Below are 25,249 nucleotides of genomic sequence, written 5' to 3'. Positions count from 1 at the left end.
CCGGCTCAGCGCTGCTCGGACAGGATGAGCAGCCCCCGGGACGTGTCCACGACGTAGATGAAGCCATCCCCCGGCACGCGGATGCCGATGGCGCCCTCGAGCGGGGAGCCCGTGCGGTCCGGGTCGGTCTCCCGGTACGTGTGGAAGTACGCGACCTCGCGCGGCTTCGGCGGCACCGACACGTCCAGCACCCGCACGCCCTCCTGGTAGTGCGCGATGTACAGCTTCGAGCCCCGGAGGAGGATGTCGTGGATGGAGGTCTCCGGGCGCAGGGCGTACTCGCTAATGAGCTTCATCTTCACGGGGTCGGTGACATCCAGCACGCGCAGGTGCGAGCCGGGGTGCTCGCCGCCCTCGAAGGCGATGGTGCGGCCCGCGAAGGTGCCCACCGCGCTCGCGTGGGCGTTCTGACCGTCGAAGGAATATCCGCCCATCGGGTACACGTGCCTCGTGTCCGCCACGTCGAAGGCCTGGTAGCCCGCCTCCGCGTGGCTCACGTAGAGGCGCTCTTCGTACACGAAGGCGTCATGGGGGCCGCTGCCGCCGGCGCCCAGGGGCACCCGGTTGATCTCCACGGGCTTGAGCGGTGAGGACACGTTGAAGATGAGCACCGCGTCACCGGGCGTCGGGGCCGTGGCGTAGAGCCATTTGTCCTCCACGAACACGCTGCGCACGTTGAGGGGCACGTCCGGCACGGCGCGCACGTACTGCGGATCCGCGGGCTTGGAGATGTCATAGACGATGACGCCCGAGCTGGCGCTCGCGATGTAGAGCGCGTTGTCCTTGGCCCACACGCCGTTCCAGTTCGAGTCCCCGGCCAGCTGCACGGTCTTCGTGAGCACCGGATGGGCCGGGTCCCTCACGTTGAACACCGCCAGGCCTCCGGGCTTGCTGTCCGTCCCCACGGCGACCACGTACGCGTGGCCCTTCGTGACGTAGACGTCCACGGGCCTGCCCAGGGAGACGGAGGCCTCGGACATGAGGGTGAGGCCGGAGGACTCGGACTCACCGCGGGCCCGGATGCCCGGGCGCGTCGCGGTGAAGGTGCCCACGGTGCCGACCCTGCCCTGCGTGCACTGGACGTAGCAGCCGTTGATGCGGTCGGGCGTGGGCCGGGTGCAGCCCATGAACACCAGGTCCCCGGCCGAGGTGAAGAACGAACCCGCGCCAATCTCCTGCCGGGTCAGTGCCTGGCCGGAGAGGGTGCCCTTGCCACCCCCGAGTGGCAGCTGGAGGGTGTAGCTGGACGAGGCGGTGTCGCCCGAGGAGGGACGGACCTTCAGGGAGTAGAGGCCCACGGTGTCCAGGTCATCGAGCGCGCCCGGCGTGCACGTGGATCGGTCGAAGAGGGACACGTCGTCGCACGAGACGGCCGCGGCCCCGACGGCGAGCGTGAAGGCGCAGTCCGAATAGGGCCCCGGGTCCACGGAGTCGGTGCGCTCGGGGAGCGCCTCCGCGCGGCCGTCCCAGGGCGCGGTGTTCCGTTCGGGAATCCCCTCCATGTCACCGCTGAAGGGGGATGAAGACGAGGAGCAACCGGTCAGGGCCAGCAGCAGGAGCCAGCGGGGAAATGGAGTCATGTGGAGCGTCCTTGGAAATGGTTCGGACGCAGGAACGCTCCCTCCACGCGGAGTGACTGAAGTCCCATTCATCCCGCAAGCATCCCCCCGCATGAAGGGAAGGCTCTTGCGCTCCAGGCCGGATAGGCTCGCGCGCACGCCATGCCCCTCACGCGTCTGGACATCGCAGGCTATCGCTCCGTGCGTCAGCTCCACCTGGAGCTGGGACCGGTGACCGTGGTGGTGGGGCCCAACGGCAGCGGCAAGACGAACCTGTACCGGGCGCTGTACCTGCTCGCGGCGGCGGCGGAAGGCCGGCTCGCGCGCACCCTGGCGGACGAGGGCGGCACCTCGAGCGTGATGTGGGCCGGCCCCCGTGACCCCAAGAAGCCGGCGCGCATGCGCGTGACGGTGGACCTGGACGACCTCACCTACGAACTGCAATGCGGCGTGGTCCCCACGTCGCCACCCCAGACGATGTTCACCCTGGATCCGGAGGTGAAGGAGGAGCACCTCTGGGCGCACGCGGGGGGGCGGCGTCTGGTGTTGATGGAGCGCAAGGACCGCACGGCCTTCATCCGGGACGCGGACGGCCAGCGCATCACGTTCCCCACGGAGCTGTGGGGCTCGGAGTCGGTGATGGATCAACTCGCCGAACCGCACCGCTTCCCCAGGCTGGGCGAGGTCCAGCGCACGTTGAGCGCGTGGCGCTTCTACCACCACTTCCGCACCGACCCGGACGCGCTGCCCCGGCACCCGCAGGTGGGCGTGCGCACGCCGGTGCTCGCGTCGGACGGGCGCGACCTCGCGGCGGCGCTCCAGACCATCTGGGAGATTGGCGATGACCGCGCCCTGGCACAGGGCATCGACGACGCCTTCCCTGGTTCCAGGCTGGAGATACGCGCGGAGGACGGCCGCTTCAGCCTCTTCCTGCACATGCCCGGCCTGTCGAGGCCCATGGCCGCGCCGGAGCTGTCGGACGGGACGCTGCGCTACCTGTGCCTGCTGGCGGCGCTGCTCAGTCCCAGGCCACCGCCGTTCCTCGCGTTGAACGAACCGGAGACCAGCCTGCATCCGGACCTGCTGGAGCCCCTGGGCCGGCTCATCGTGCGAGCCTCCGAATACAGCCAGGTCTGGGTGACGACGCACGCGGAGGCCCTGGCGCGAGTCATCGCGGACAAGACCGGCACTTCGCCCGTGCACCTGGAGAAGGAAATGGGCGCGACGACGGTGAAGCGCGACGGGAACGACGAATGACGCCCGGCCTCTACCTCACGCACAAGCCCGTGGGCGCCACCAGCTTCGCCACCGTCCGGGCCTTCCAGGAGGAAGCCCAGGCGACGAGGCCCGGCCGCCGCACGGCGCTGTGCCACGGCGGCACGTTGGATCCGTTCGCGGAAGGGCTGCTGCTCATGCTGGTGGGCCCGGCCACGCACCTCTTCGAACACCTGCACGCGGCACCCAAGGTCTACGAGGCCCGGGTGGAGTGGGGCACGGAGACGGACACGGGAGACCTGCACGGCCGCCCCGTGCACCAGGGAGACGCGACCGCGCTCACGCCCGGGCAACTCGAAGCCGCGCTGCGCCCCTTCCTCGGCTGGACGGATCAGGTGCCCCCCGCCACCAGCGCGAAGAAGCTCGGCGGTGAGCCCGCCTACCGCAAGGCCCACCGGGGCGAAGCCGTGGACCTGCCACCCTCGCGCGTGTACCTGCACACCGCGCGCTGGCTGTCGCACGACCTGCCCAAGGCCAGCATCCTGGAGCTCACCTGCCGGGGCGGCTACTACGTCCGCTCCCTGGCCCGGGACCTGGGACGCGCGCTCGGCTGTGGCGCGCACCTCTCCGCGCTGAAGCGCACGGCCATCGGTCCATGGAAGGACCCGGGCCCCGGCGCCCGCATCGAACGGCACGGCCGCGACCTGCTCCCCTGGACGCACTCGCGAGCGCTCACGGACCAGGACGTGGGAGCCCTGCGCCAGGGCCAGTCCATCGCCGCCACGCCGCTCCAGCCCCCGGACTGGCGCCTGCCCCCGGGCTACCCGGAGCCCCCAGGGCCGGTGCGAGGCTTCCACCAGGGGAAGTTGACCTTCCTGCTCACCCCCAGGGACGGAGCCCTCTGGCCCGAGACAGAGCTGCGCGGCGGCGTCTAGAACGGGCGCCCCATGGCGCCACCCGACCTGAAGACCGTGGAGCTCACCCCGGAGCTCTGGCCCGACCTCGAGAAGCTCTTCGGCCCCAACGGCGCCTGTGGCGGCTGCTGGTGCATGTACTGGCGCATCCCGGAGGGCGAGCGCTACGACGACGTCCGAGGCCCCGAGGCCAAACGCCGCTTCAAGGCCCTGGTCGCGAGCGGTGAGGCCAGGGGCATCCTCGCCTACGCGGACGGCGAACCGGTGGGCTGGGCCACCTTCGGCCCGCGCCGTCACTTCTCGCGCCTGGACCGAGCCCCCAGCTTCAAGTGCGACGACGCGGACGCCGTCACCTCCGTGCCCTGCTTCTTCATCCACCGCGACTGGCGCAACCAGGGCGTGGCCACCGCGCTGCTCGCCGCCGTGGAGGCCGCGGTGCGTCGCGAAGGCGCCGCCACCCTTGAAGGCTATCCGGTGAAACCGCCCAAGGGGTCGGCGCGTATCAGCAACGGAATGGCCTACACGGGCACGCTCCCGTTCTTCCTCAAGCGGGGCTACGTCCACGTGGCGGACCGTCCCGCCGGCAAGCAGCGCGTGCGCAAGGCGCTCAGGCCCGCGCGCCGGAAGTGATGCCTTTCGTCACCACCCCAGGGGCGGGGGGGATGGTGACAGTCATCACCGCTGGTGACTGTTGTCACCACCCCGGATTTTGCGTCATCGCCGCGTAACCCCACGGAATCCTTCAGGGTGTGCTGGCCCGGCGGGCTGGCACGACGCGCGCAATAGGTCCCGGCATGACCGCTTCCGCAACGGAAGCCGCTCCACCCGGAGATCAAAAATGACCATCAAGGCCACCGTCACCGCGAACATCAACAAGGCGTCCGTCAACGACAAGCAGCTCGCCGTCCTGCGCGGCACCTCGTCCCCGGCGAAGCAGGCGGCGGAGATGAAGGCCACCATCAACAACATGAAGTCGCAGATGGAAGGCCTGAAGTCGCAGCTCCAGGACCTCCAGTCCCGCCACTCCCACCTGGGCGACGGCTTCTCCACGCAGGGCCACGGCTGCTGGGGCCCGCGCGACAACTGGCAGCCCAAGGACCTGGGCGCCATGGTGGAGATGAACAAGCTGAACCAGACCTCCGGCTCCATCGGCGCGGAGCAGTTCGCGGACAGCATCGAGGCCGCGGTCGGTGACCTGGACGGCCAGGCCGCCTCCGGTGAGTACCGCGCCGTCGCGGACTGGGCCGCCAACAACCGCGAGCGCCTCACCCCGGAAGCCCGCCAGGTGATGGACATCTACAGCAAGTACGCGGCGCTCTCCCAGTCACGCGGCGAGTCCGGCATCCCCCAGGGCGACTTCAAGAAGATGCTCGCGGAGATGCGCGACGTGGGTGACGCCAGCGCGAAGAAGGCGCTCGCCAACCTGGACAGCAAGACCCACGGCGGCACGGTCTCCGGCCAGGACATGGCCCGCGCCATCAAGAACGGCACCGCGGACCACGACGGCCAGGCCGGCGGCGCGGAGCTGAAGGAGTTCGAGAAGTGGGCCTCCAAGAACGAGAGCCGCCTGTCCCCGGAGGCCAAGGAGGTCCTGGACGTCTACCGCAAGCACGCCAAGGCCGCGCAGGCCCAGGGCCGCACCGGCCTCACGGACAAGGAGACCGCCGCCCTCAACAAGGAGCTGACCAAGGTGGGCGCCGGTGACGTGAGCGCCCGCAAGGCCACGGAGGCGCTCGACAAGGAGCAGGGCCCCATCTCCGGCGAGGACCTCACCAAGGCCATCAAGGACGGCATCTCCGACAAGGACGCCCACTCCACCACCTCCGAGCTGAAGGAGTTCGAGAAGTGGGCCGCGAAGAACGAGAGCCGCCTCACGCCCGAGGCCAAGGAGGTCCTGAAGACCTACCAGCAGGCCGCGAAGAAGGCCGGCAAGGACGGCATGACCCAGAAGGAGACGGACGCCATGTTCAAGAAGATGGAGGGCTTCAAGACCTTCCACGACAGCTCCATGCGCGACGCGCTGGAGGGCCTGGACTCCAAGAAGGGGAAGATCTCCGGCAACGACCTGACCGCCGCCATCGAGAAGGGCGCGGGCGACCTGGACGGCCAGGCGGCCGGCACCGAGTTCACCGACACGATGAAGTGGGCGCGCCAGAACTACGACCGCCTCACGCCGGAGGCGAAGAAGGTGGTCGACACCTACGAGAAGTACGCCACCCGCGCGCAGGCCCAGGGCTCCACGGGCATCGACCAGAAGGACTTCAAGAAGATGATCAACGAGATGAAGTTCGTCAGCAACCCGCGCCCCACGCGCCCCGTGTTCTTCGCGGCCTGAGGTGAAGTGGGGGGGATGAAGTCGGGGGGATTGAAGTAGGGGGATTGGAAGTCAGAGGTGCCCCGGACCTTCGGGGGAGGGTCCGGGGCACTTCTCTTTTCTACAGGCGCGTCAGTGCTTCTTCGCCTTGGCGATGGTGGCGTGCGCCTCCTTCACCACGTTCTCCACGGTGAAGCCGAACTTCTGCTGGAGCGCCTTGATGGGGGCGGAGGCACCGAAGCTGCGCATGCCGATGACGCTGCCCGTGTGGCCCGTCCAGCGCTCCCAGCCGAACGCCGCGCCCTTCTCCACCGCGACGCGAGCCTTCACGCCCGGGGGCAGCACGCTGTCCTGGTAGTCCTGGGGCTGCTGCTCGAACAGCTCCCACGAAGGCATGCTCACCACGCGGGCCTTCACGCCCTCCGCCTTGAGCTTCTCCGCGGCCTCCACCACCAGCGCCACCTCCGTGCCCGTGCCGATGAGGATGACGTCCGGCGTGCCGCCCTCCGCCTCCAGCAGCGTGTACGCGCCCTTGGCCACGCCGGAAGCGGGAGCGAACTTCGTGCGGTCCAGCGTGGGCACCGGCTGGCGCGACAGCACGAGCACCACCGGGTGGTGCTGCTGCTGCGCGATGTAGCGCCACGCCTCGGTCACCTCGTTGGCGTCGCCGGGGCGCAGCACGATGTTGCCCGGCACCGCGCGCAGGGACATCAGCTGCTCCACCGGCTGGTGCGTGGGGCCGTCCTCGCCCAGGCCAATGGAGTCGTGCGTGAAGATGTGGATGGACGGAATCTCCATCAGGGACGACAGGCGCATGGAGGGGCGCTCGTAGTCACTGAAGATGAGGAACGTGGCGCCGTAGCCGCGCACGTGGCTCAGGTTGAGGCCGTTGACCACGGAGCCCATCGCGTGCTCGCGCACCCCGAAGTGGATGTTGCGGCCCGAGTACTCGCCCGGCTTGATGGACGTGGAGCTGGAGATGTACGTCTTCGTGGACGGGTTCAGGTCCGCGGAGCCGCCCACGAGCCACGGGTAGTTCTTCGCCAGCGCGTTGAGCACCTTGCCGCCGGACTCACGGGTGGCCATGCCCTTCGCGTCCGCGGGGAACACCGGCAGCTCCTTGTCCCAGCCCTCGGGCAGCTCGCGCTTGAGCAGCGCGTCCAGCTCACGGGCCAGCTCCGGGTGCTGCTTGCGGTAGTCCGCGAGCGACTTGTCCCACGCCTCGCGCAGGCCCTTGCCGCGAGCGCCCAGGCGCTCCTGGAAGCGCTGCTGCACGCCGTCGGGGACCAGGAACTGCGCGTCCTCGGGCCAGCCGTAGGCCTTCTTGGTGGCCTTGATTTCGTCGGCGCCCAGGGGCTCGCCGTGCGCGCTGGCGGAGCCCTGCTTCTTGGGCGAGCCGAAGCCGATGAACGAGTTGACGATGATGAGCGTGGGCTTGCCGCGCTCGTCCTTGAAGGACTTGTAGGCCTTGGACAGCGCGTCCAGGTCGTTGGCGTCGGTGACCTTGAGCACGCGCCAGCCGTAGCCCTCGAAGCGGCGGCCCACGTCTTCCGTGAAGGCCAGGTTGGTGCTGCCGTCGATGGAGATGTGGTTGCTGTCGTAGATCCAGCACAGGTTGGGCAGCTGGAGGTGGCCCGCGAGCGACGCGGCCTCGGACGCGACGCCCTCCATCATGTCGCCGTCGCCGCAGAGGGCGTAGACGTCATGGGTGAACAGGTCGAAGCCGGGCTTGTTGAAGTGGGCGCCCAGCCACTTGCTGGCGATGGCCATGCCCACGCTGTTGGAGACGCCGGCGCCCAGGGGGCCGGTGGTGGTCTCCACGCCGGTGGTCCAGTGGTACTCCGGGTGGCCGGGGGTGGCGGAGTCCAGCTGGCGGAAGTTGCGGATGTCGTCCAGGGACACGGCCGGCACGTCCAGGACCTTGGCGTCCTTCACGCGCTTCACGCCGGCCAGGTGCAGCAGGCTGTAGAGCAGCATGGACGCGTGGCCATTGGACAGGATGAAGCGGTCGCGGTCCGGCCAGTTGGGCGTGGCCGGGTCGTATCTCAGCTCCTGCTGCCACAGCTGGTAGGCCACGGGAGCCAGCGCCATGGGCGCGCCCGGGTGGCCGGAATGGGCCTTCTCCACCGCGTCCATGGACAGCGTGCGGATGGTGTTGATTGCCTGGGTATCGATTTTCTCGGTCGTCATGCGGCCTCCCGCGCAGGACTGCGTCGCGGGCGCACCATGCCGTAACTGGAGCCGCCGCGCCGCACCAAACGCGCCCGTCCGTCGGCAGGCACACCGACGGCCGGGCGGGGGACCTCAGGGCGTTTTTCCGGGAATGCGCCCGCTCTGGACGAACGCCGCGACCACGGCGTCGGTGAAGGCCCGGGCGCAGTGGCCCTCCGGGTCCAGGTCAGGGTCCAGAATGGTGAGTTCCAGGCCCACCGCCTGGGGGCTCGCGAGCAGGGGCGCCAGCAGCGCGGTCAACTCCTCCAGGCGCAGCCCGTCCGGGTTCGGTGAGTCCACGGCGGGCATGACGCGCAGGTCCAGCACGTCCGCGTCCACGTGGATCCAGAAGCCCGGAAGTCCTCGTGCCTCCAGCCGGGAGCGGGCCTCGTCGCCCACGGCCTTCGCGCCGCGCTCGCGGATGGCGATGAGCGGCAGCGAAGCGATGCGCGAGGTGTCGAACTCGTGCACCGCGCACTCGGCGGTGTCCTCGGCGGTGCGGGACAGGCCCAGGTGCACGACGTCCTCTTCGCGCAGGTAGGGCTTGAGGCCCTCCAGGTCGCACAGGGCATCGGGGCCATGTCCGGTGGCCAGCGCCAGGTCCAGTCCCGCCGCGGTGAACCAGCCCGCCAGGCGGGCACGGTCCTTCACGTAGGAGAAGTCATCATGCGCGTCGATGAACGCCAGCCCATGCGCCCCGGCCCGCCGCAGCGCAAGCGATGAGCCCACGAGCACGCTGCAATCCCCGCCCAGCAAGAGCACGAACCGTCCCAGGGCCCGCAGCGCGCCGACGCGGTCCGCGAGCGCCACGCTGTAGCGGCCCAGCGCCGCGCCGTTGCGGAAGCCGATGTCCGGCTCCGCGTCGGGGGAGTACGGAGGAGGCGTGACGACACCCGCGTCCTCCGCGCCCAGCCGCGCCACGATGCCCTGCGCGCGCAGGGCCTGGGGCAGCCGGTACACGCCCGGAATCGCACCTGGGGAAGCGGGCCGCAGGCCCAGGTTGGAAGGCGCATCCAGGACGCTGATGGGCGGGAACATGGGGAAGAGATACCGCCATCGCGGCCTACTCGCCTGGATTCAGCAGGGGGAGCAGGTCCGGCAGGGCACTCAAATCGCGTCGAACCGCTCGGTGAACATCGTGGGCTGTGTGAGCACCTCGAGCGAGACGGTGAACGTGACCTCTGTCTCCTTGTCGGGTGCCTTGCTCCAATTGACGGAGGGGAGCACTCGGAACAGCCCTTTGTACTCGGCACTGGCGTTCGAGGCGTTGAACCAGATGGGCATCACCACGGACACCGACCGGGTTCCCCGTCCGAGGGGAAGGCGCGCATCGACACCCGCGGAAATGCGCCAGCTGTTGGCGAACTCGTTGAAGTACCCGGCATACAGCCCAAGTCGCAGCTTGGTGGGGAAGTCAGGTGCGCCGAGAGGTGCTTCGTTACACACCTCGGCGGGTGCGCTGGGGACATCGTCGGAGACCACGGTGCCGGATGGAACACACCATCGCGCCTTGTCCTGTGCTTCGACGGTCCGGCCCACCGTGAGGATGCCCTCGATGGGCATGACGCGTTGGCCGCGCCCCAACAGCCAAGAGCCCGTCGCCCCCGATGACCAGGTGAACGCGTGATCGCTGTTCAGCTCCAGGGCCGTGGACTCGCCGCCCAGGTACTTCACCGTCGCATCACCGAACCGGGCGCCGACATTCAGTTGCTTGTGCGGATATCGCGCAACCAACCAGGGATTCGCCTTGTAGAACTCATCGAACTTCAACTGGCCAGCGGAGCACATGTTCTGCCGGCCGACACTGGCGGCGTCGATCTCGATAGGCTTGCCGGCGAACACCGTCGCCGAGCAGTACTCCCGGGCTTCGGGCGCCGCGGTGGGATCGGAACACGGCGTCAGGCAGACGTTGAGTGCCTCCGTCTTCACCTGGTTGAGCTCTTCGGTCGTGATCCTGTTGGCTCGATGGTTGGCCTCTGCATGTGCCACCGCCTCCCGCTTGGCGTCGCAGAAGCGGTCAGAGGTGAGAGGGGCGGATTGCTCCTCCAGCCATTCGCGGAGCTCGGCCTGGACATGCTTTTGGCGGAGGGCGCAGAACTTCTTGTCCTCGTCCGTCCGCTGCGCTTCGGCGCGACACATCCTCGAGCATTCTTTGTAGGCGGCTTGACGAACCGGTTGAAGGAGCTGGGCACCTTCGTCCTCGTCGCTGATCTCCATGTCGCGGACGGTCAGTGACGCGCCGACCGTCCACTCGCCCGCGTCACCCAGGTCACCCTCTTCAATCGACAGGAGGGATGCGACACCCTTGGACGTCTTGGCCGTGAACTCCAGCCGGGGTACCCAGTCAACCATCGTGTTCTTGCTCGCGAAGAGCCATCCGGGAGCGACCAGGAACTCGGCATCGCCGCTCGAATTTGCCTTCAGCTCGAGCCGCGGCGGCGCGAAGCGAGACGCGTCGTCCTTCGTGTCGCTTCCGGCGGATGCCGTCACCGAGGCCAGCAAGCCCAAGGCCAGTGCAATGGAGGTAAGGAGCGTTCGCATCAGCAGACCTCGAAGTCGAAGACCAGGCCGGGCCGCACACCCTCAAGCTCCTCGCGCGCGCACTCATGCCCGTTCTCGAGGTTCTTCGCGGTGAGCGTGAACTTGCCGTCTCCGATGCCAGAGTTGATCTGGTAGTAGTAGCGGCCAGGCTTCAAGCGCTTCTCCAGGGGGTGTGACGCTCCGCGACGGACGGTCACATCAGTCTCGACCAGTTCGTCGGAGTTTGGACGCCGCCGGAACACGCTTCCCCCCGTACCTCCCTCGCCCGTTGGCATCGAAAGCACTACGCGGCGGGTTGCGGTGTCGTTGAACGCGAGCAGCGCCTTGTCAGCTGTTGCCGTACGCTTCTTTGTCGGAACCTTTCCAGTCTTTGCGCGCGTACCGGTTCCCTGCTTTCGCAAACCCGAACGCTTGCGCGTCTTCGGTGAACTCGCCATGTGCCTCTCCTTGTGGTCGGGTCCAGCCGGACGCGGAGCCGCGAAGCCCGGCGTCGGCCTGACAGGACTCGCTGTTGAGCAAGTCACATGCCGCCCGTGCGCCAGGGCAAGGCCGCGAGGCATTGGCCGAATCCGGCCAGCTTCCTGACCAAGGTGGACGGATTCGTCCACTCCAGACAGGCGCTACGTCCTAGAGGCAGTCATGTGCCCGTGTCTGGACGCAAAGGCACGCCTGTTGCTTGAATGCTTGATGCCCGATGGGCCGTCTATTCAGGACGTCAATCCTTCGAGGAGGAAAGTACATGTCGGAAGATGGGCGTGAACAACGAGAATCGAAATCGAATCTTCCCGTTAAGGAGTACGAGCGAGAGTCTTTAAGAATTGTTTATGGTCAGATCTTCACGAAGCCCCCTGCTACGGGAATGCGCGAGCTGACGGGGAAGCTTAGGGAAATCTGCAATGCTATTGGGGATCCAGGCGGCGATGCTGCGGCGCTTTCACGGGTTAATAGCTTGCTTGCTGAGATAAACCCGGGCCCTGTTCGAGACGGGACTGTGAAGTATGAGTTGAGTGAGAAGCAGTGGGGTGGATTGAAAACCGCATTTACTGATCCTGCGTTTGCGAAATTGCGTGTTGTTGTGCTCGGTGATGGAGAGTTGCCACATGCGCCTGGGACTAGGGAGGTCGTGAAAGTAGGGCCGCATGAGCTGGCTTCCATCTATTTCCGCTTGTTTGCGGGCAGGGACCGGCATCTTTCGCATAACTACCTTCATGCTTTGAAGATGGCGGCTTTGAGAAAGCAGCCGAGAGCTATTGAGGCTATTCTTGGCTTGCTTTATAATGATTATCGGTTGGTGGGCGAGGAGGATGGTTCAATTGTTTCGCTTGAGTTTGATCCTGAGCTGCTTGGTCAGATGGCTGTTTTTCTCAGGGATTCACGTATGAGCGACTTGGAACCCTACGAGGGAGGAGGCGTATGCATCGCACCTGGAATGCCTGAGGGAGGAAAGTGCTACTGACCCCATGGGCCCCAGCGACCTCGAATACACAGCCACGCTCGAAGCGCTGCCCACGGACCTCCAGCCCTTCGCGAAGGAGCTCCCCTTCCACCTGGGCCTGACCGCGCACCCCGAAGGAGGCTGGGACGACTACAGCGCCCTGGCCCCCTTCCAGCAGCTCCCGGCCTACGCAGCGGAGCGCCAGGGCCCCGCACTCACCCCAGAGCTCCAAGCCCGCTACCTCCGCGCCCACCACCGCGGAGGTTTCTTCGGGCTCCTCATCGACCGGCTCGACGACGGCCAGGTCCCACAGCGCCCCGAGTGGCCCCGGCTCCGTCAGGCCCTGTTCGACCAGTGGCTGCAATCCCTGACGGACGCGACCGGAAACGAAGTCCTCGCGACCGAGGCCATCAAGGCGGCCCTGGAGGACTGGGCCGAGGCCGTGTCCAACGAGAAGGCCCTGCTGTCCCGCCGCAGGCTGTCCATGGCCCAGTACGCCTGCCTCGTGAGCCAGAAGGTCTCCTGGCTGGGGACCAGCGCCTTCTGTCTCCTGCTCGCCCACGGCGACCCCGCGCGGCTGCCCACGTTCCGCCGCGCCTTCGACCTGCTCCTGCTCAGCTCCCAGTGTCTCGATGACGCCCTCGACGCGGACGAGGACGCCCGGCTCCACGGCATCGGCTTCCCGGAGGCCCTGGGCCATCCACCCCGAGGCCTGCTGCGGACCGCGCCCGGGGTGGCCCGGCTCGGGGCGGCCGTAGCGCGCGAAGGCGGCTTCCACGAACTGGGCGCCTGGCTTGCGGAACGCGCACGTTCCCTGGATGAATCCCATTCCGGGAAGTCGTCACTCCAGGCGGAGATGAGCGCTCTCGCCTTGGTGGCGGCCGTGACACAGCTCTATGGGGGGCCCGCCGTCACGAACCCATGAACCCGCAGGGGCAAGGAGCCCGGGGACATGACGTCTGGCGTGACGCGCAGCCGGTGGTGGACCGTCCTCCTCCTCGCTGTCCTGGGCGTGGGGCTGAGCGCGGCAGTGGCATGGCGGGTGTCGACCACGCTCGGCACCCCCTTCGCATCGCTGCTGGTGGATCCCTACGGAGCCTTCTCCTCCGTCTACCTGCCCACGTGGAGCGAGGGCCGCCGGATGCCCTTGCGCCACCCGGACCTCCTCGTGGCCTGCGAGGGCACTCCGGTAGACGGAGACGTCGCGAAGTCAGGCCTGCCCGGAACGCAGCTGCGCATCTGTGTTCAGGAGGCCGAACGTCAGGGCCGCACGCACGTGGCGCTGACGTTCCTCCGGCGAGGGGGCGAACGCCTCACCCTGAACCAGCCCCTGCGCCACTTCGGAGTGGAAGAAGGCCTGTTCCTCTTCGGGGTCTACGCCCTGGTGGGCGGCTTCCTGCTGTGGTCCGGCCTGCTGGTGTTGCTGCTCGCGGGTCGGAGGGACGGAGCGTTGGCCTACGGCGTGCTGTGCATCTCCAGCCATGTCTTCCTGCTCACGCTGTTCGACTACCACACGCAAGCCACCTTCATGCCGCTCTTCATCCTGTCGCGCTTGGGGACGGCGGTGGGCAGCGTGTGGCTGGGTTACGCCTTCCCGGAGCGGCCCGTGCGCTTGCGTCGCTTCTGGCTGACCGCGCTGTGGCTGCTGGCGGTGGCGGCCGTGCTCGCGGCGGCGTGGCTCCTCATCGCGCCAGGCCTGGGCCTGGACACGGCCCGGGTCCGCCACTGGGTGGACGTCGCGTCCCAGGGCTCGCTGCTGGTCTGCGGTGTGGCCATTCTCGTCCGCCTCAAGGGCAGCACCGGACGCGCGCGGGCGGAGCTGCTCGCGGCGGCCTGGGGACTCGCCGCGCTCCCGGTCGTGCTCGCGGTGATTGTGTTCTCCGGCCGGGGCTTCTACCTGGTGGTGCCCTGCTTCATCGCGCTGCTGCCCTTGTCCATCGGCTACGGCCTCATCCGGCACAACGTGCTGGCGGTGACCGCGGTGCTCACGCGGCGCCTGCTGGCCATTCCCCTGGTGCTGGCGGGACTGCTCGCGGCCTCGTTCGCCTGGCTCGCGACGCGGCGGTTCCTGGATGTCTCCACGGTGTCGCAGGCGCTGCCGCTGCTGGTCGCGTTCGCCACCTTCCTGGCCCTGGTCTTGCTCGGCAGACCGCTCGTGGTCCGACTCTTCTTCCCCGCCACCCTCCAGTTCCGTCCCACCGTCGAACAGCTCAGCGACGAGCTGTCCGCGCCACGTGAATCCGGTGCCCTCCGGGACACGCTGGAGCGAGTCGTCCGGCGCTGGTTGCCCACGGGGCAGGTCCAGGTCCTCGACCTGGGAGAAGGGTCGACGGTGGAGCACCTGCCCGAGGACGCGCTGGCCACCCTTCAATCCGGCGAACACCTGTGGACGCAGGAGGGCCCCTGGCACCGGAAGCTCCTCGTCCCCATGCGCTCATCCGGAGAGCTGCGAGGCGTCTTGCTGCTGGCCCCCAAGCATCAGGCCGCGCTCTACACGAACGCGGACCTGGAGCTGCTCCACACCATCGCCAGCCTGGGCGGAGTCGCGCTGCACAATGCCCAGGTCCTCCAGGAACTCGACGTGCTCCGCCAGGCGCAGGTGGGCGCGGCGCACGAGGAGAAGCGGCTCGCCCTCGCGGTGCTGAGCGCGGAGATCTCCCACGAGATCGCCTATCCGCTGAACTTCTTCCGCCACCTGCTCCGCCAGGGAGGCCAATCCCAGCCACTGGAAGCCGAGGACGTCGACATCGGCCGGGAGGAGATTGAGCGGCTGGAGCGCATGCTCGGATCCCTGCGCCGGCTGTCGCTGCCACCGCCGCGCGTGGAGCCGGTGGCGGTGCTGCCCCGAGCCCGCCGCGCCCTGGACCTCATCCGGGATCAGGTCCAGGCAAGGCGCATCCACGTCACGGTCGACGTCCCCGAATCGCTGCAACTGTTGGCGGAGCCTGACGCCATGGTGCAGCTCTTCGCCAACCTCCTGCGCAACGCCGTCCAGGCCGCGGGGGACGGCGGACAGATGGGAGTGCGTGCCTGGGAGGAGGGCCCGGAGCAGCTCCTGGAGGTCTGGGACTCGGGCCCGGGCATCCCGGATGCCGCGAAGGACACGCTGTTCGACCCCTGGGTGACGACGCGCAAGGAAGGGCTGGGCCTGGGCCTGTCCGTCACGCAGCGAATCGTGCGGCGCTTCGGCTGGAACATCGCCGTCCATCGCGAGCAGGGGCGCACCTGCTTCCGCATCCACGCCCACCGCCTCGCGGACCCCCGTTCGCTGGAGAGTGCATGAAGATCCTCATCATCGACGACCAGCGCAGCGCACGGCGGGTCCTCACGACGGTGCTGTCCTCCATGGCGGGCCTGGAGTTCCGGGAGGCAGCCAGTCTCGACGAGGCGCGAAGGTGTCTCTCCGAGGAGCCCATCGACGTGGCGCTGGTGGACATCCGCCTGAGCGCGGACTCACGCAACCGCGACGGGCTCATCCTCATCGAGGAGATCCGCAAGCGCACGAGTACGGTCCCCATCGTCGTCACCGCCTCCAGCGAGATGGCGGAGATCCGCACCGCGATGCGCCTGGGCTCCTACGACTATGTCCTCAAGGACGACCTTTGCGCGGAGCTCATCGTCCCCATCCTCGAAGGACTGCGGGACCGGCGGAAGTTGGAGCAGGAGGTGCAGGTCCTCCGCGCGCGCGAAGGCGCCCAGCGGATGCCAGGGATGGTGGGAAGCTCCGCCGCGCACCAGCGCCTGTTGTCCCTGGTGCGCCGGGTGGCGCTATCGGACCGCCCCGTCCTCGTCCTGGGCCCCACGGGCGCCGGAAAGGAAGGCGCGGTCCGAGCGCTGCACGCCCTGGGACCCAGGCCGGACGCGCCGCTCCTGGAGATCAACTGTGGCGCCATCCCCGAACAGCTCATGGAGTCACAGCTCTTCGGCCACGAGCGGGGGGCCTTCACCGGAGCGGACCGGAGGCAGGACGGCCTGATGAAGGCCGTAGGGCAGGGGACGCTCTTCCTGGACGAAATCGCGGAGCTGCCGCTGAGCCTCCAGGCCAAGCTGCTGCGAGTGCTGGAGGCCGGGCACTTCCGTCCCATCGGAGCGACGGCGGAGCAGGCCTTCCAGGGCCGGGTGGCGGCCGCGACGCACGCGGACCTGGAGGAGCTGGTGCGGCAGCGGAAGTTCCGCGAGGACCTCTACTTCCGGCTCAACGTGCTGGAGGTCCGGGTGCCATCGTTGGAGGAGCGGCGCGAGGACATCCCGGCGCTGCTCGCACACTTCGTCCAGCAGCAGCGGCGGCCCCTGCGCTTCTCCTCCGAAGCCGTGGACCAGCTCACGCGGATGGCCTGGCCCGGCAACGTGCGTGAGCTGCGCAACCTCGTGGACCGGTTGGCGGTGTTCGCCGAAACGGACGAAATCACGCCCGAGGTCCTCGCCGGATTGCCCGGTCGTCCCAAGCAGGGGGGCTCACGTGAGGACCCCATGAAGGAACTCGTGCGAACGCTGCTGCGGATGCCCGACGCGGGAGACAAGCTGGAGCGCCTGGAGCAGGCGATGATCACCGAAGCCATGTCGCTCGCCGAGGGCAACAAGAGCGCCGCCGCGAGACTGCTGGGCGTGCACCGCAAGGCCATCGAGCGGCGCCTGGGCCGGAAGGAGGACGACCCCCTCTCCGGCCCGGAGCAATGATTACCGGCGAGCCATCGCGCCCCGGGGCGTCTTCCCCCGGGTGAGGTGGTTCACCGCCTCACCCAGCCCCTCCACGGTGAGGGCGAACATGGGGAACACATTGGCGATGACCGCGATGGTCCCCGAGCGCCACGACCCACGAGGCTCCGGGTTGAGCCACACGTTGCGCTCGAAGTGCTGCGCCAGTTGCATCAGCCACGTGAGCCCTTCCAGCCCCTCCTGGCGGTACTGGCCATTGGCATCCGTGCGGATGCCCAGCTCATACGGGGCCATGGACGCATCGCCCACCATCACCAGCTTGTGATGCCTTCCCACCTGCGCGGTGAGCTCCGGCACCGTGATGCCACCGGTGAGCTGCGGCGTGGCGTACAGCTTCCCGTAGACGCAGTTGTGGAAGTAGTAGGTGCGCAGTTCCTTGAAGTGCGTGGCCTGGCTGGCGACGCTGAACAGCCGGCTCACCAGGTGCGCGTACGGGTCCATGGACCCGCCCACGTCCATGCACAACACCACGCGCGTGTTGGGCCTGCGCGGCGGACGCGTCACCACCTCCAGCTCACCCGCGTTCTTCGCGGTGGCGGCGATGCTCTCGTCCACGTCCAGCTCCTCCGCCACGCCTTCGCGCGCGAAGGCCCGCAGCTTGCGCAGCGCCACCGCCATCTGCCGCGTGTCCAGCACCAGGTCGTCGCGGTAGCCCGCGTACTTGCGCGCCCCGGCCTGCCACAGCGCCTGGCCCTGACGTCCACCCGTGCCGCCAATGCGCACGCCCTGCCGGGCCGCGCCATTGTTGCCAAAGGCAGACGCGCCGCCCGTGCCCACCCAGCGCGTTCCGCCGTCGTGGCGCTCGGTCTGCTCCTTCAGCCGCTGCTCCAACTGCCGCCGCAGCTCCTCCGGGTCCCACTGCTCCAGGAGCGCCAGCTCCTCCGGGCTCAGGTCGGTGCGCTCCTTCGCCTCCTCCAGCCAGGACAGCAGCTCCTCGGTGAGCTTCAGCGCGTCGGAGGCGACGCCCTGGAAGTGGGACAGGAACGCCTGGTCAAAGGCATCCAGCTGCGTCTCCGAGTGGACCAGGAGCGCGCGAGCCACGTGGTAGAACCCATCCAGGCTGCTGTCATGCAGCCCGGCCTTCAGCGCCCCGGCCAGGGCGAGCGCCTCCTGCGCGCCCACCTTCACCCCGCGCTTTCGCAGCTCGTAGAAGAACGGCAGGAACATGGCGTGGCCTCCGTGCTGCCTTAAGCGCGCGTCCGCCGGCCGCGGCCGAAGGCTTCCGCCACCGCCACCAGGTCCTGCTCCTTCTTGAGCAGCGCGCCCAGGAACGGCAGCTGCTCCTCCAGCTTCAGCTCCACCACGCCGTTGGCCTTGAGCACCGAAATCCAGTCGATGAGCTCGCTCGTGGACGGCCGCTTGCGCAGGCGTGTCATCGCGCGCAGCTCGTAGAAGACCTTGAGCGCCTGGTCCGCCAGCGCGGAGTCCAGCCCCGGGTGGTGCACGTCCACGATGCGCTGCATGAGCTCGCGCTCCGGGAAGTCGATGAAGTGGAACACGCACCGGCGCAGGAACGCGTCAGGCAATTCCTTCTCGTTGTTGCTGGTGATGAGCACCACGGGGCGGTGCTTCGCCACGACCTCGTCGTTGGTCTCGGAGATGCGGAAGCGCATCCGGTCCAACTCGTGGAGCAGGTCGTTGGGGAACTCCAGGTCCGCCTTGTCCACCTCGTCGATGAGCAACACCACGCGCTCCGGAGAAGCGAACGCCTCGCCCAGCGGACCCATGCGGATGTATCGCCGGATGTCTCGCACGTCCCCGTCCCCGAAGCGCGAGTCATACAACCGCTGCACGGTGTCGTAGACATACAAGCCGTCCTGCGCGCGAGTGGTGCTCTTCACGTGCCAGGTGAGCAGCTTCAATCCCAGTCCCTGGGCAATCGCTTCCGCCAGCAGCGTCTTGCCCGTGCCGGGCTCGCCCTTGACCAGCAGGGGGCGCTGGAGCGTGAGGGCGCAATTGACGGCCGCCTGCAGGCCCTCGCTCGTGAGGTAGGAGTCGGTGCCGCGGAAGCGAACAGGAGTGGGAACCGGAGTCATGGATGGTTCCTTTAACATCCTGGGGAATGTTTCCATCCCTCCCCAGGCGGTTGGGTGTATATCCTGCCCCACATGGCCCCACTTTCCCTTGAAACCGAACTTCGCGACATGGTCCGCCGCGAGTTGCAACTGCAACTGGCTCCCGTTCAGAAGGCCGTGGCCCGTATGGCCAAGGGGCTGGATGCGTTGGATGCGCTGCGCGCGGTGACCGACCGCCTGGCGCCGCTGTCCAGCCGCCTGGGAGCCGTGGCGGGCGTGCGCACGCCCACGCTGGCGCCGGAGCCGGTGGCCCGCCGCCGTCCGGGCCGTCCGCCGAAGTCCGCGCCCGCCGCGAAGGCCGCGCCCGCCGCGAAGACGCCGGCCGCGAAGGCCGCGCCCGTGAAGGCGCCCGCCGCGAAGTCTCCGGGCCGTCCGCCCAAGGCCGCCGCCGCGGAAGGCAACGAGGCCTGCGCCGTCATCGGCTGCAAGCGCCAGAGCCGCTCCAAGGGCTACTGCTCGGCGCACTACCAGAAGCTGCGCCTGCTCATCCGCACGGGCCGCCGCCCGGACGCGTGGGTGGATGGCGCGAAGCCGCAGTCGGTCCCGGACGTCACGCTGCCGCGCGGTCGCGCGGGCAGCCAGGCGCTGAAGGAAGCCGCGAAGCCGGCCGCGCCCGCGGCGCCGCCCAAGCCCAAGGCGTGGGTGCGCAAGAAGGGCTCCAGCGGCGGCATGGTGTCGCTGACCTGACGGAGGACGTCGTCCGCGCGCCTCCCCGCGTGGCGGGTCGCCCCGAGCGGCCCGCCGTGCGTGCCTCGGGCCCGACACGGCTTGCTTCCTTCGATTGACATGTGGGCCCTGGCGGTGTGAATCCCGGCCCCATGAGCGAGCAATATCCAGTCACCGTCGCGGTCCGCCGTCCCGACGGTTCGGTGGAGCAGGTCCGGGTGGGCACGGCGTACAGGAACGGCGAAGGCTTCACGCTGCAACTGGGCGAGCTGTCCATGAGCGCCACGCCCGTCGCGGCGTCGGCCCCGGCGTATCGCCGTCCCGCGTCCTCGGGCGCCCCGTCCGGTGGTGGTGGTGGTGGTGGCGACGGCACGCTTCTGCCCAACTACGGCCGCAGCAAGGGCGCCCCCGTCTACGGCGCCAGCCTCCAGGACCTCGAGTTCTACGCCAACGGCGCGCGCCGTTCCCTGGCGGACCCCAGCAAGTCGCGCTGGCACGACAAGGAGCGCCAGCTCCTGGCCGCCATCGAGGCGGAGATTGCCCGGCAGCGCGGTGAGGGCGGCGGTGGCGAGGCCCCCGCGCGCGGTAGTGGTGGTGGCCGGGGTGGTGGCTACGGCTACGGCAACCCGCCGGACGACGGCGACATCCCGCCTCCCGGCGACGACGACAACATCCCCTTCTAAAAGGGGCGCGATCCACTCGGCCCCGCCCCGCGCAATATCCGAAGAGAAATTCGGCGCGGCCGGGTGGCCGAAATCCGATTTTCCGCGTCCTCCGTAGTGCGGTCCGGGCTCGGAGCGACCTGCTGGCAAAGGGGGGGAGGCGCGGCGGGCTTGTCGTCAGTCCACCGCCCGCCCGGCAGGGGGCGGCGGACCCTTGCCGACGCGAGGGCCATTGACAGGGCCGGACCAAAGACAGACACCGTGAGTCTTTCCGGTGTCCACTAGTGGTGAATTGACACGTCGCGTGTGATTCATTCCACGTCGATGGCTTCACTTCTGAAACATTCCGCATCCTGCGGATTTCACAGGCCTCTGGGGCGGTTCTGTCCTGGCCTGTACTTCATGAGTGAAGCATTCAGGAGCCGGAACTCCGTCTTTCCAAGGGCTTAGGAGGTGGCCTGGAACGTGCTCTATGCACCCAGGCCAGGGAATCCATCCCGTCCGGCAAGGCTGTGAAATCGCGAGGCCATGGAAATGACCGAACGGGTGTGTGTGGTGGGAGCGGGTTCGTTCGTCCCAGCACGGACCATCTCCAACGAGCGGATCGCGAAGGCGATCCCCGGCTGGTCGGCCGCCCGCATCGAAGAGAAGATTGGCATCAAGGAGCGCCGCTTCCTCTGGGACTTCGACGACGAGACGGGCCGCGCCATCCCGCCGCCGGACGACGTGCTGGGGCGCTTCTACCCGGCGACGAACACGGACATGTGCGAGGTGTCGCTGCGCCAGGCCCTCTCCCGCGGCGGCGTGGAGGCGAAGGAGCTGGACGCGCTCTTCGTGGTGACGTGCACCCCGGACGCGCCGCACTTCAACCACGACGCCATGGCGCTGCACGAGCGGCTGGGCCTGCGCGAGGACGCCTTCGCGCTGGTGGTGGACGACGGCTGCGGCGGCACGCCCTACGTGCTGGACCTGGTACGCAAGATGATGGAAGGCGGCCGCTTCCGCACGGTGGCGGTGGTGGCTTCGGCTTTCACCTCGCCGCTGCTCAACCGCGAGGTCTACACGGACGAGCTGCCGCCCACGCCGGGCCGCCCCAAGGCGCTCAACGCCTACCTGTCCATGTATGTCTTCGGAGATGGCGCGGGCGCGGTGGTGCTGCGCAAGCAGGAGGGTGACGAGGACGGTCCGGGCATCCTCTCCTCGTTCTCCGGCAACGCGTACGCGGAGCTCGTGTCGCGCCGGGGCGGCGGCATGCTGAAGCTGCCCTACCAGCCGGGCCGCACGCGCCCGTCCGAGATGGCCTTCGTGGTGGACGGCTTCAAGGTCGCGCGCAGCTACCCGGAGTACATGCAGAAGTGCCTGGACGCGGTGCTCACCCCCACGGTGCGTGAACAGGTGAAGCGCTACTACTTCCACCAGCCCAACAAGCGGGTGATGGACTCGTTCGTGGCCCGTGCGGGCCTGCCGAAGGAGGCCGTGGCCTGCAACGTGGATCGCATTGGCAATACGTCCGCGGCCGGGATGCTGATTCTCCTGGCGGACGACCTGGAGCAGGGTCGTGTCGCACTCGGCAGTGGGGACCTGGTGGTGGTGGCGGCCGTCGGAGCCAACGTCCATTATGGGGCCCAGCTCGTGCGGCTGTAGTGCGCACGGGTGTTCATCTCCTCCCCCCCGGAGATTCCCCCCTCTATGAGTGAGCAGCGCAAGGAAGTCACGGTCCTGGAGCCGGCCATTGCCCAGGACCTGGAGAAGCGCCTGGCCCTGGCGACCCCCGACGACACGGCCCGAGGCATGTTCTTCAACGGCGCGCTGAACGCGGTGCGCATCCTGGGCGGCGACGCCGCGGTGGAGAAGTGCCTGGCGGCGGTGCTGGAGAAGAAGTTCGTGGACTTCTTCAACTACCCGGTGGCGGGCTTCCTGAAGCTGTCCTTCACGGGCGCGCAGCTGATGGGCCCGCAGCTGGGCGGCTTCGACGCGATGTTGCGCAAGATGGGCACGCAGGCGACCACGGACTTCCTGTCGTCGGCCGCGGGCAAGACGCTGCTCCTGCTCGCGGGTGACAGCCCCAAGCGGCTGGTGACGAACCTGCCCACGGGCTACCGCGCGGCGGTGAGCTACGGCGAGCGCAGCGTGGAGTGGACCAGCGAGCGCGCGGGCAAGCTCCTGATGAAGCGGGACTTCATGCCGCCCGCGTACCACGAAGGCGTGCTCCAGGCGGTCATCGAGGCCCTCGGTGCCCGAGGCGTCCAGGTGAAGGGCCGGCAGACGGGCCCGGTGGACACGGAGTACACGCTGTCCTGGCAGTGACCGGCGCACGACCCACGCAGTCCTCGCTGTCCTCGACGAAGGATGGGTTTGGACATGTCCCAGCAACAGGCGGCAGCGACGGTGCGTCTGCAGTCCGGCGCGGAGTGGGTGTATGCCTTTCGCTCGCAGGAGGACGCCGCGACGCCACCGGATGAAGCGGTGTGCGCGGCGGCGCCCTTCACGCCCACCGTGAAGCTGGGCGCGGGCCTCTACGTGCCCGCGGGCGACGGCACCTACGAAAGGGTGGGCTCGGCCACGGCCTGCTTCCGGCTGACGGACCGGGCCTTCACCCCGGGCACGCAGGTCCCGTTCTACGCGCGCTTCCTCCTGCCGGTGGGCGCCTTCACCGCGCAGGGCGAGTGCGTGCTCGTGAGCAACGACCAGCCCCAGTCAGGCGTGGTGCTCGCGGGAGGCGCGCTCAAGCTGGTGGAGGTGCCACCGGGCTTCGTGGGCGGCGTGATGACGAACCTGAGCGTGTTCAACCCGCTCAAGCTGCCCGGCTTCGCCACGGGCTCGCACTACACGCTCTACACCTTCCGGAAGGAGGGCACGGGCGCCGCCAGGCCCTGAGCAGCACCCCAGGGTGAGCAGGAATGTCGGGGTTGCCTGGGAGAATACGTCCCTGGGCATCCGAAGCCATCACCAGGGGGACGCATGGAAAGCAGGTGGAATCCGCTCTACGAATCGCTCGGCTATCGGCCGCCCGCGAGCGGAAGGCCCGTGCAGTCGTCGGAGGCACCGCCGCCGCAGGACACGGACCTGCCCCTCCTCGGTCCGGAGGAACTGGAGGCGCTCAAGTCCGCCTTCCTGCGGGAGCCGGAGGACGTGCTGCGCTGGACGGAGACGGGCCTGGGCGCGAAGGTCACGGTGGGCGCGTTCGTGGAGGCGCTGCGGGAGCTCGAGCTGCTCTTCACGGACCCCGGCCAGCTCCAGGAGCAGTTGGACGCGACGGAGCGCCACGCCCGTCAGGGGACGGGAGGGCTGCCCGCGGACTTCACCTTCCCGCTGAGGACGGAGGAGATCCCCATCGACCCCACGCGCACGCGCTTCGAGCCGCGGGCGGACCTGCGCGGCTGGCTGTTGTTCAGCGGCCCGGTCTGGTTGGAGCAGGGCGCGGCGGCGCGGCAGGCCCCCTTTCGCTGGCACTTCGGAGCGAAGAGCCGCTTCGTCTATCCGCTGCGGGAGCCGGAGCCCGGTCATCCGGTGGAGGTGGCGCTCTTCGGGGACTTCGGCACGGGCGAATACGCCTCCCGGTACATCGCCCGGCAACTGGTGATGCGCGGCGAGCGGCTGGACTGCGCGGTGCACCTGGGCGGCGTCTTCTATTCGGGCCGTCAGGGCGAATTCGACGCGCACATGGCGGAGCCGCTGGAGCCGCTGCTCGGGACGACGGCCTTGCTGACGCTGAACGCGCCGCCGGAAATGCGCTCGGGCGCGGGCGCCTACTTCCGCTACCTGGACGAGCGGCGGGGCGCGAGCTCCCGTCACCCGCAGGAGGGCAGCTACTTCTGCCTCGCCTCGGAGCGCTTCCAGCTCATCGGCCTGGACACCGCGTGGTTCGAAGCGGACCGCCACCGCGAGCCCGCGCTGCTGCAATGGCTGGAGCAACGCCTGTCGGAGGGACGCCGGCGCGGAGCGATGAACATCCTGCTGACCCACGCCGCGCCCTACGGTCCGGACGCGGAGCGGCTCGCCCCGCTGGTGACGGAGGACCTGAGCCCCCTGGTCGTGGAGCGTGAGTGGGTGGACCTCTGGTGCTGGGGAGGCGCCCAGGCCGGAGCGCTCTACGACCGCGCGCCAGGGCTGCCCTTCCTCGGCGCCAGCCTGGGCCACGGAGGCTTTCCCTCCGAGCGCAGGGACGCACCGGAATACCCGGTGGCACCGGTCCGCTTCTTCGAATCCCGGCCGCGCTTCCCGGAATGGACGGGCGTGCGCCAGGACCGGAGCAACCACGGTCACGCGACGCTCTGGCTGCACGCGGACGGTAGGGCGTCGCTGCGCTACACGGACTGGATGGGCCAGGTGCGCTGCGAGGCAACGCTGTCACGCCGGGGCCCCAAGGAGCCCGTGACGCTGAAGACGCTCGACGTGAGGGAGTGAGTCACGGCCCCTGAACGCCGCGCTCCTTCATGTACTTGCGCAGGCCCGCGGCGGCCTGGGCGCGCACCTTGTTGTGCAGGAGCGGAGTCCACCCAAGCGCCCAGCCCACCGGCCCCAGCGCCTGCCGCGACCAGGTCCAGAAGGGGAACCGGTCGGTGTGGCGGACAATCTTCCCGTCCTTGAACTCGAAGGTCGCGTCGATGCGATTGAGCACCTTCCGGCCGGTCTGGCTGAAGGTGTAGCGCGCATCCCAGTGGACGCTGCCGGTGCGGTCATCGGCCTGGACCTGGCTGAAGTCGAGCTCCAGGTCCTTGCCGCGCTCCAGCAGCATGCGCCACATGGAGGTGGCCCCCGCGTAGCGCAGGCCCTGGAACACGGCGTCGTTGAACTCCACGTCCGGGTGGTAGCAGGCGGCCATGCCGTCCGCGTCGCGCCGCTGGAAGGCCGAATAGAAGTCAGTGATGAGCTGGGAGTGCGGGTGCATCCCGCCGGTCTAGCGGAACTGCCGAGCAATGGAAGGGGCCGCATGGCAGA

The 25,249-nt window shown here is 68.7% G+C and carries 22 protein-coding genes; 14 read left to right on the top strand and 8 right to left on the bottom strand.

The features are described 5' to 3' along the window. Positions 1-5 precede the first annotated feature (5 nt). Positions 6-1,580, bottom strand: a complete 1,575-nt coding sequence (locus ACX114_RS39470; protein WP_459293157.1) for an LVIVD repeat-containing protein — start codon at positions 1,578-1,580, stop codon at positions 6-8. Between the two features lie 141 nt (positions 1,581-1,721). Between ACX114_RS39470 and ACX114_RS39465 the strand changes: the two genes are divergently transcribed. From ACX114_RS39465 to ACX114_RS39450, 4 genes are all read left to right on the top strand, one after another. After that, complete coding sequence (locus tag ACX114_RS39465) at positions 1,722-2,816, top strand: AAA family ATPase (RefSeq protein ID WP_459293155.1); 1,095 nt, start codon at positions 1,722-1,724, stop codon at positions 2,814-2,816. Beyond that, the gene (gene truB / locus ACX114_RS39460) at positions 2,813-3,709 is read left to right on the top strand and encodes a tRNA pseudouridine(55) synthase TruB (protein ID WP_459293153.1); all 897 of its coding nucleotides are present in this window, start codon (positions 2,813-2,815) and stop codon (positions 3,707-3,709) included. The genes ACX114_RS39465 and truB overlap by 4 nt, the downstream gene beginning before the upstream one ends. A gap of 12 nt (positions 3,710-3,721) precedes the next feature. Continuing rightward, positions 3,722-4,318: a GNAT family N-acetyltransferase gene (locus ACX114_RS39455; RefSeq protein ID WP_459293152.1), complete on the top strand. Its 597-nt coding sequence runs from the start codon at positions 3,722-3,724 to the stop codon at positions 4,316-4,318. Between the two features lie 208 nt (positions 4,319-4,526). Further along, positions 4,527-6,023, top strand: coding sequence for a hypothetical protein (locus tag ACX114_RS39450; protein WP_459293150.1), 1,497 nt, complete (start codon positions 4,527-4,529; stop codon positions 6,021-6,023). Between the two features lie 111 nt (positions 6,024-6,134). On the opposite strand, the gene tkt is transcribed toward ACX114_RS39450, so the two are convergent. The 4 genes from tkt to ACX114_RS39430 all read right to left on the bottom strand — a co-directional run bounded on the left by tkt (position 6,135) and on the right by ACX114_RS39430 (position 10,909). Continuing rightward, entirely contained in the window at positions 6,135-8,192 is a 2,058-nt protein-coding gene (gene tkt, locus ACX114_RS39445; RefSeq protein ID WP_459293148.1) for a transketolase, read from the bottom strand. Positions 8,193-8,306: 114 nt separating this feature from the next. Next, positions 8,307-9,251: an arginase family protein gene (locus ACX114_RS39440; RefSeq protein ID WP_459293146.1), complete on the bottom strand. Its 945-nt coding sequence runs from the start codon at positions 9,249-9,251 to the stop codon at positions 8,307-8,309. A gap of 69 nt (positions 9,252-9,320) precedes the next feature. Continuing rightward, positions 9,321-10,754, bottom strand: a complete 1,434-nt coding sequence (locus ACX114_RS39435; RefSeq protein ID WP_459293144.1) for a hypothetical protein — start codon at positions 10,752-10,754, stop codon at positions 9,321-9,323. Next, positions 10,754-10,909, bottom strand: a complete 156-nt coding sequence (locus ACX114_RS39430; RefSeq protein WP_459293142.1) for a hypothetical protein — start codon at positions 10,907-10,909, stop codon at positions 10,754-10,756. Before ACX114_RS39430 ends, ACX114_RS39435 begins: the two co-directional genes overlap by 1 nt. Positions 10,910-11,493: 584 nt before the next feature. On the opposite strand from ACX114_RS39430, the gene ACX114_RS39425 reads away from it, so the two are divergent. Genes ACX114_RS39425 through ACX114_RS39410 form a run of 4 tightly spaced genes read left to right on the top strand, consistent with a single transcriptional unit; the run spans position 11,494 to position 16,866 of the window. After that, on the top strand, positions 11,494-12,210 hold the full coding sequence (locus tag ACX114_RS39425; RefSeq protein ID WP_459293140.1) for a hypothetical protein: 717 nt from the start codon (positions 11,494-11,496) through the stop codon (positions 12,208-12,210). Positions 12,211-12,214: 4 nt separating this feature from the next. After that, entirely contained in the window at positions 12,215-13,114 is a 900-nt protein-coding gene (locus ACX114_RS39420; RefSeq protein WP_459293138.1) for a hypothetical protein, read from the top strand. Between the two features lie 27 nt (positions 13,115-13,141). Then, complete coding sequence (locus ACX114_RS39415) at positions 13,142-15,472, top strand: sensor histidine kinase (RefSeq protein WP_459293136.1); 2,331 nt, start codon at positions 13,142-13,144, stop codon at positions 15,470-15,472. Further along, positions 15,469-16,866, top strand: coding sequence for a sigma-54-dependent transcriptional regulator (locus ACX114_RS39410; protein ID WP_459293134.1), 1,398 nt, complete (start codon positions 15,469-15,471; stop codon positions 16,864-16,866). The genes ACX114_RS39415 and ACX114_RS39410 overlap by 4 nt, the downstream gene beginning before the upstream one ends. On the opposite strand, the gene ACX114_RS39405 is transcribed toward ACX114_RS39410, so the two are convergent. Continuing rightward, positions 16,867-18,072, bottom strand: a complete 1,206-nt coding sequence (locus ACX114_RS39405) for a vWA domain-containing protein (RefSeq protein ID WP_206786689.1) — start codon at positions 18,070-18,072, stop codon at positions 16,867-16,869. Between the two features lie 20 nt (positions 18,073-18,092). Next, positions 18,093-18,941 (bottom strand): AAA family ATPase, encoded by an 849-nt coding sequence (locus ACX114_RS39400; protein WP_014400711.1) that lies wholly within the window; start codon positions 18,939-18,941, stop codon positions 18,093-18,095. A 108-nt stretch (positions 18,942-19,049) separates the two neighbouring features. Here ACX114_RS39400 and ACX114_RS39395 point away from each other — a divergent pair, with 108 nt between their 5' ends. The 6 genes from ACX114_RS39395 (at position 19,050) to ACX114_RS39370 (ending at position 24,715) form a co-directional block, all read left to right on the top strand. Further along, complete coding sequence (locus ACX114_RS39395; protein ID WP_459293132.1) at positions 19,050-19,667, top strand: vegetative protein; 618 nt, start codon at positions 19,050-19,052, stop codon at positions 19,665-19,667. A gap of 131 nt (positions 19,668-19,798) precedes the next feature. Beyond that, positions 19,799-20,329: a hypothetical protein gene (locus ACX114_RS39390; RefSeq protein WP_459293130.1), complete on the top strand. Its 531-nt coding sequence runs from the start codon at positions 19,799-19,801 to the stop codon at positions 20,327-20,329. Between the two features lie 513 nt (positions 20,330-20,842). Then, positions 20,843-21,952, top strand: a complete 1,110-nt coding sequence (locus tag ACX114_RS39385) for a 3-oxoacyl-ACP synthase III family protein (RefSeq protein ID WP_459300402.1) — start codon at positions 20,843-20,845, stop codon at positions 21,950-21,952. Positions 21,953-21,997: 45 nt separating this feature from the next. Continuing rightward, complete coding sequence (locus ACX114_RS39380; protein WP_459293128.1) at positions 21,998-22,615, top strand: DUF2378 family protein; 618 nt, start codon at positions 21,998-22,000, stop codon at positions 22,613-22,615. Positions 22,616-22,669: 54 nt separating this feature from the next. Then, positions 22,670-23,185 (top strand): hypothetical protein, encoded by a 516-nt coding sequence (locus ACX114_RS39375; protein ID WP_459293126.1) that lies wholly within the window; start codon positions 22,670-22,672, stop codon positions 23,183-23,185. An 84-nt stretch (positions 23,186-23,269) separates the two neighbouring features. Then, positions 23,270-24,715, top strand: coding sequence for a hypothetical protein (locus ACX114_RS39370; protein WP_459293124.1), 1,446 nt, complete (start codon positions 23,270-23,272; stop codon positions 24,713-24,715). 1 nt (position 24,716) lies between these two features. On the opposite strand, the gene ACX114_RS39365 is transcribed toward ACX114_RS39370, so the two are convergent. Beyond that, positions 24,717-25,199: a nuclear transport factor 2 family protein gene (locus tag ACX114_RS39365; RefSeq protein WP_459293122.1), complete on the bottom strand. Its 483-nt coding sequence runs from the start codon at positions 25,197-25,199 to the stop codon at positions 24,717-24,719. Positions 25,200-25,249 lie beyond the last annotated feature (50 nt).

This window comes from Corallococcus sp. M7, from assembly GCF_054512695.1.
This window is presented reverse-complemented; position numbering and strand designations above follow the sequence as displayed.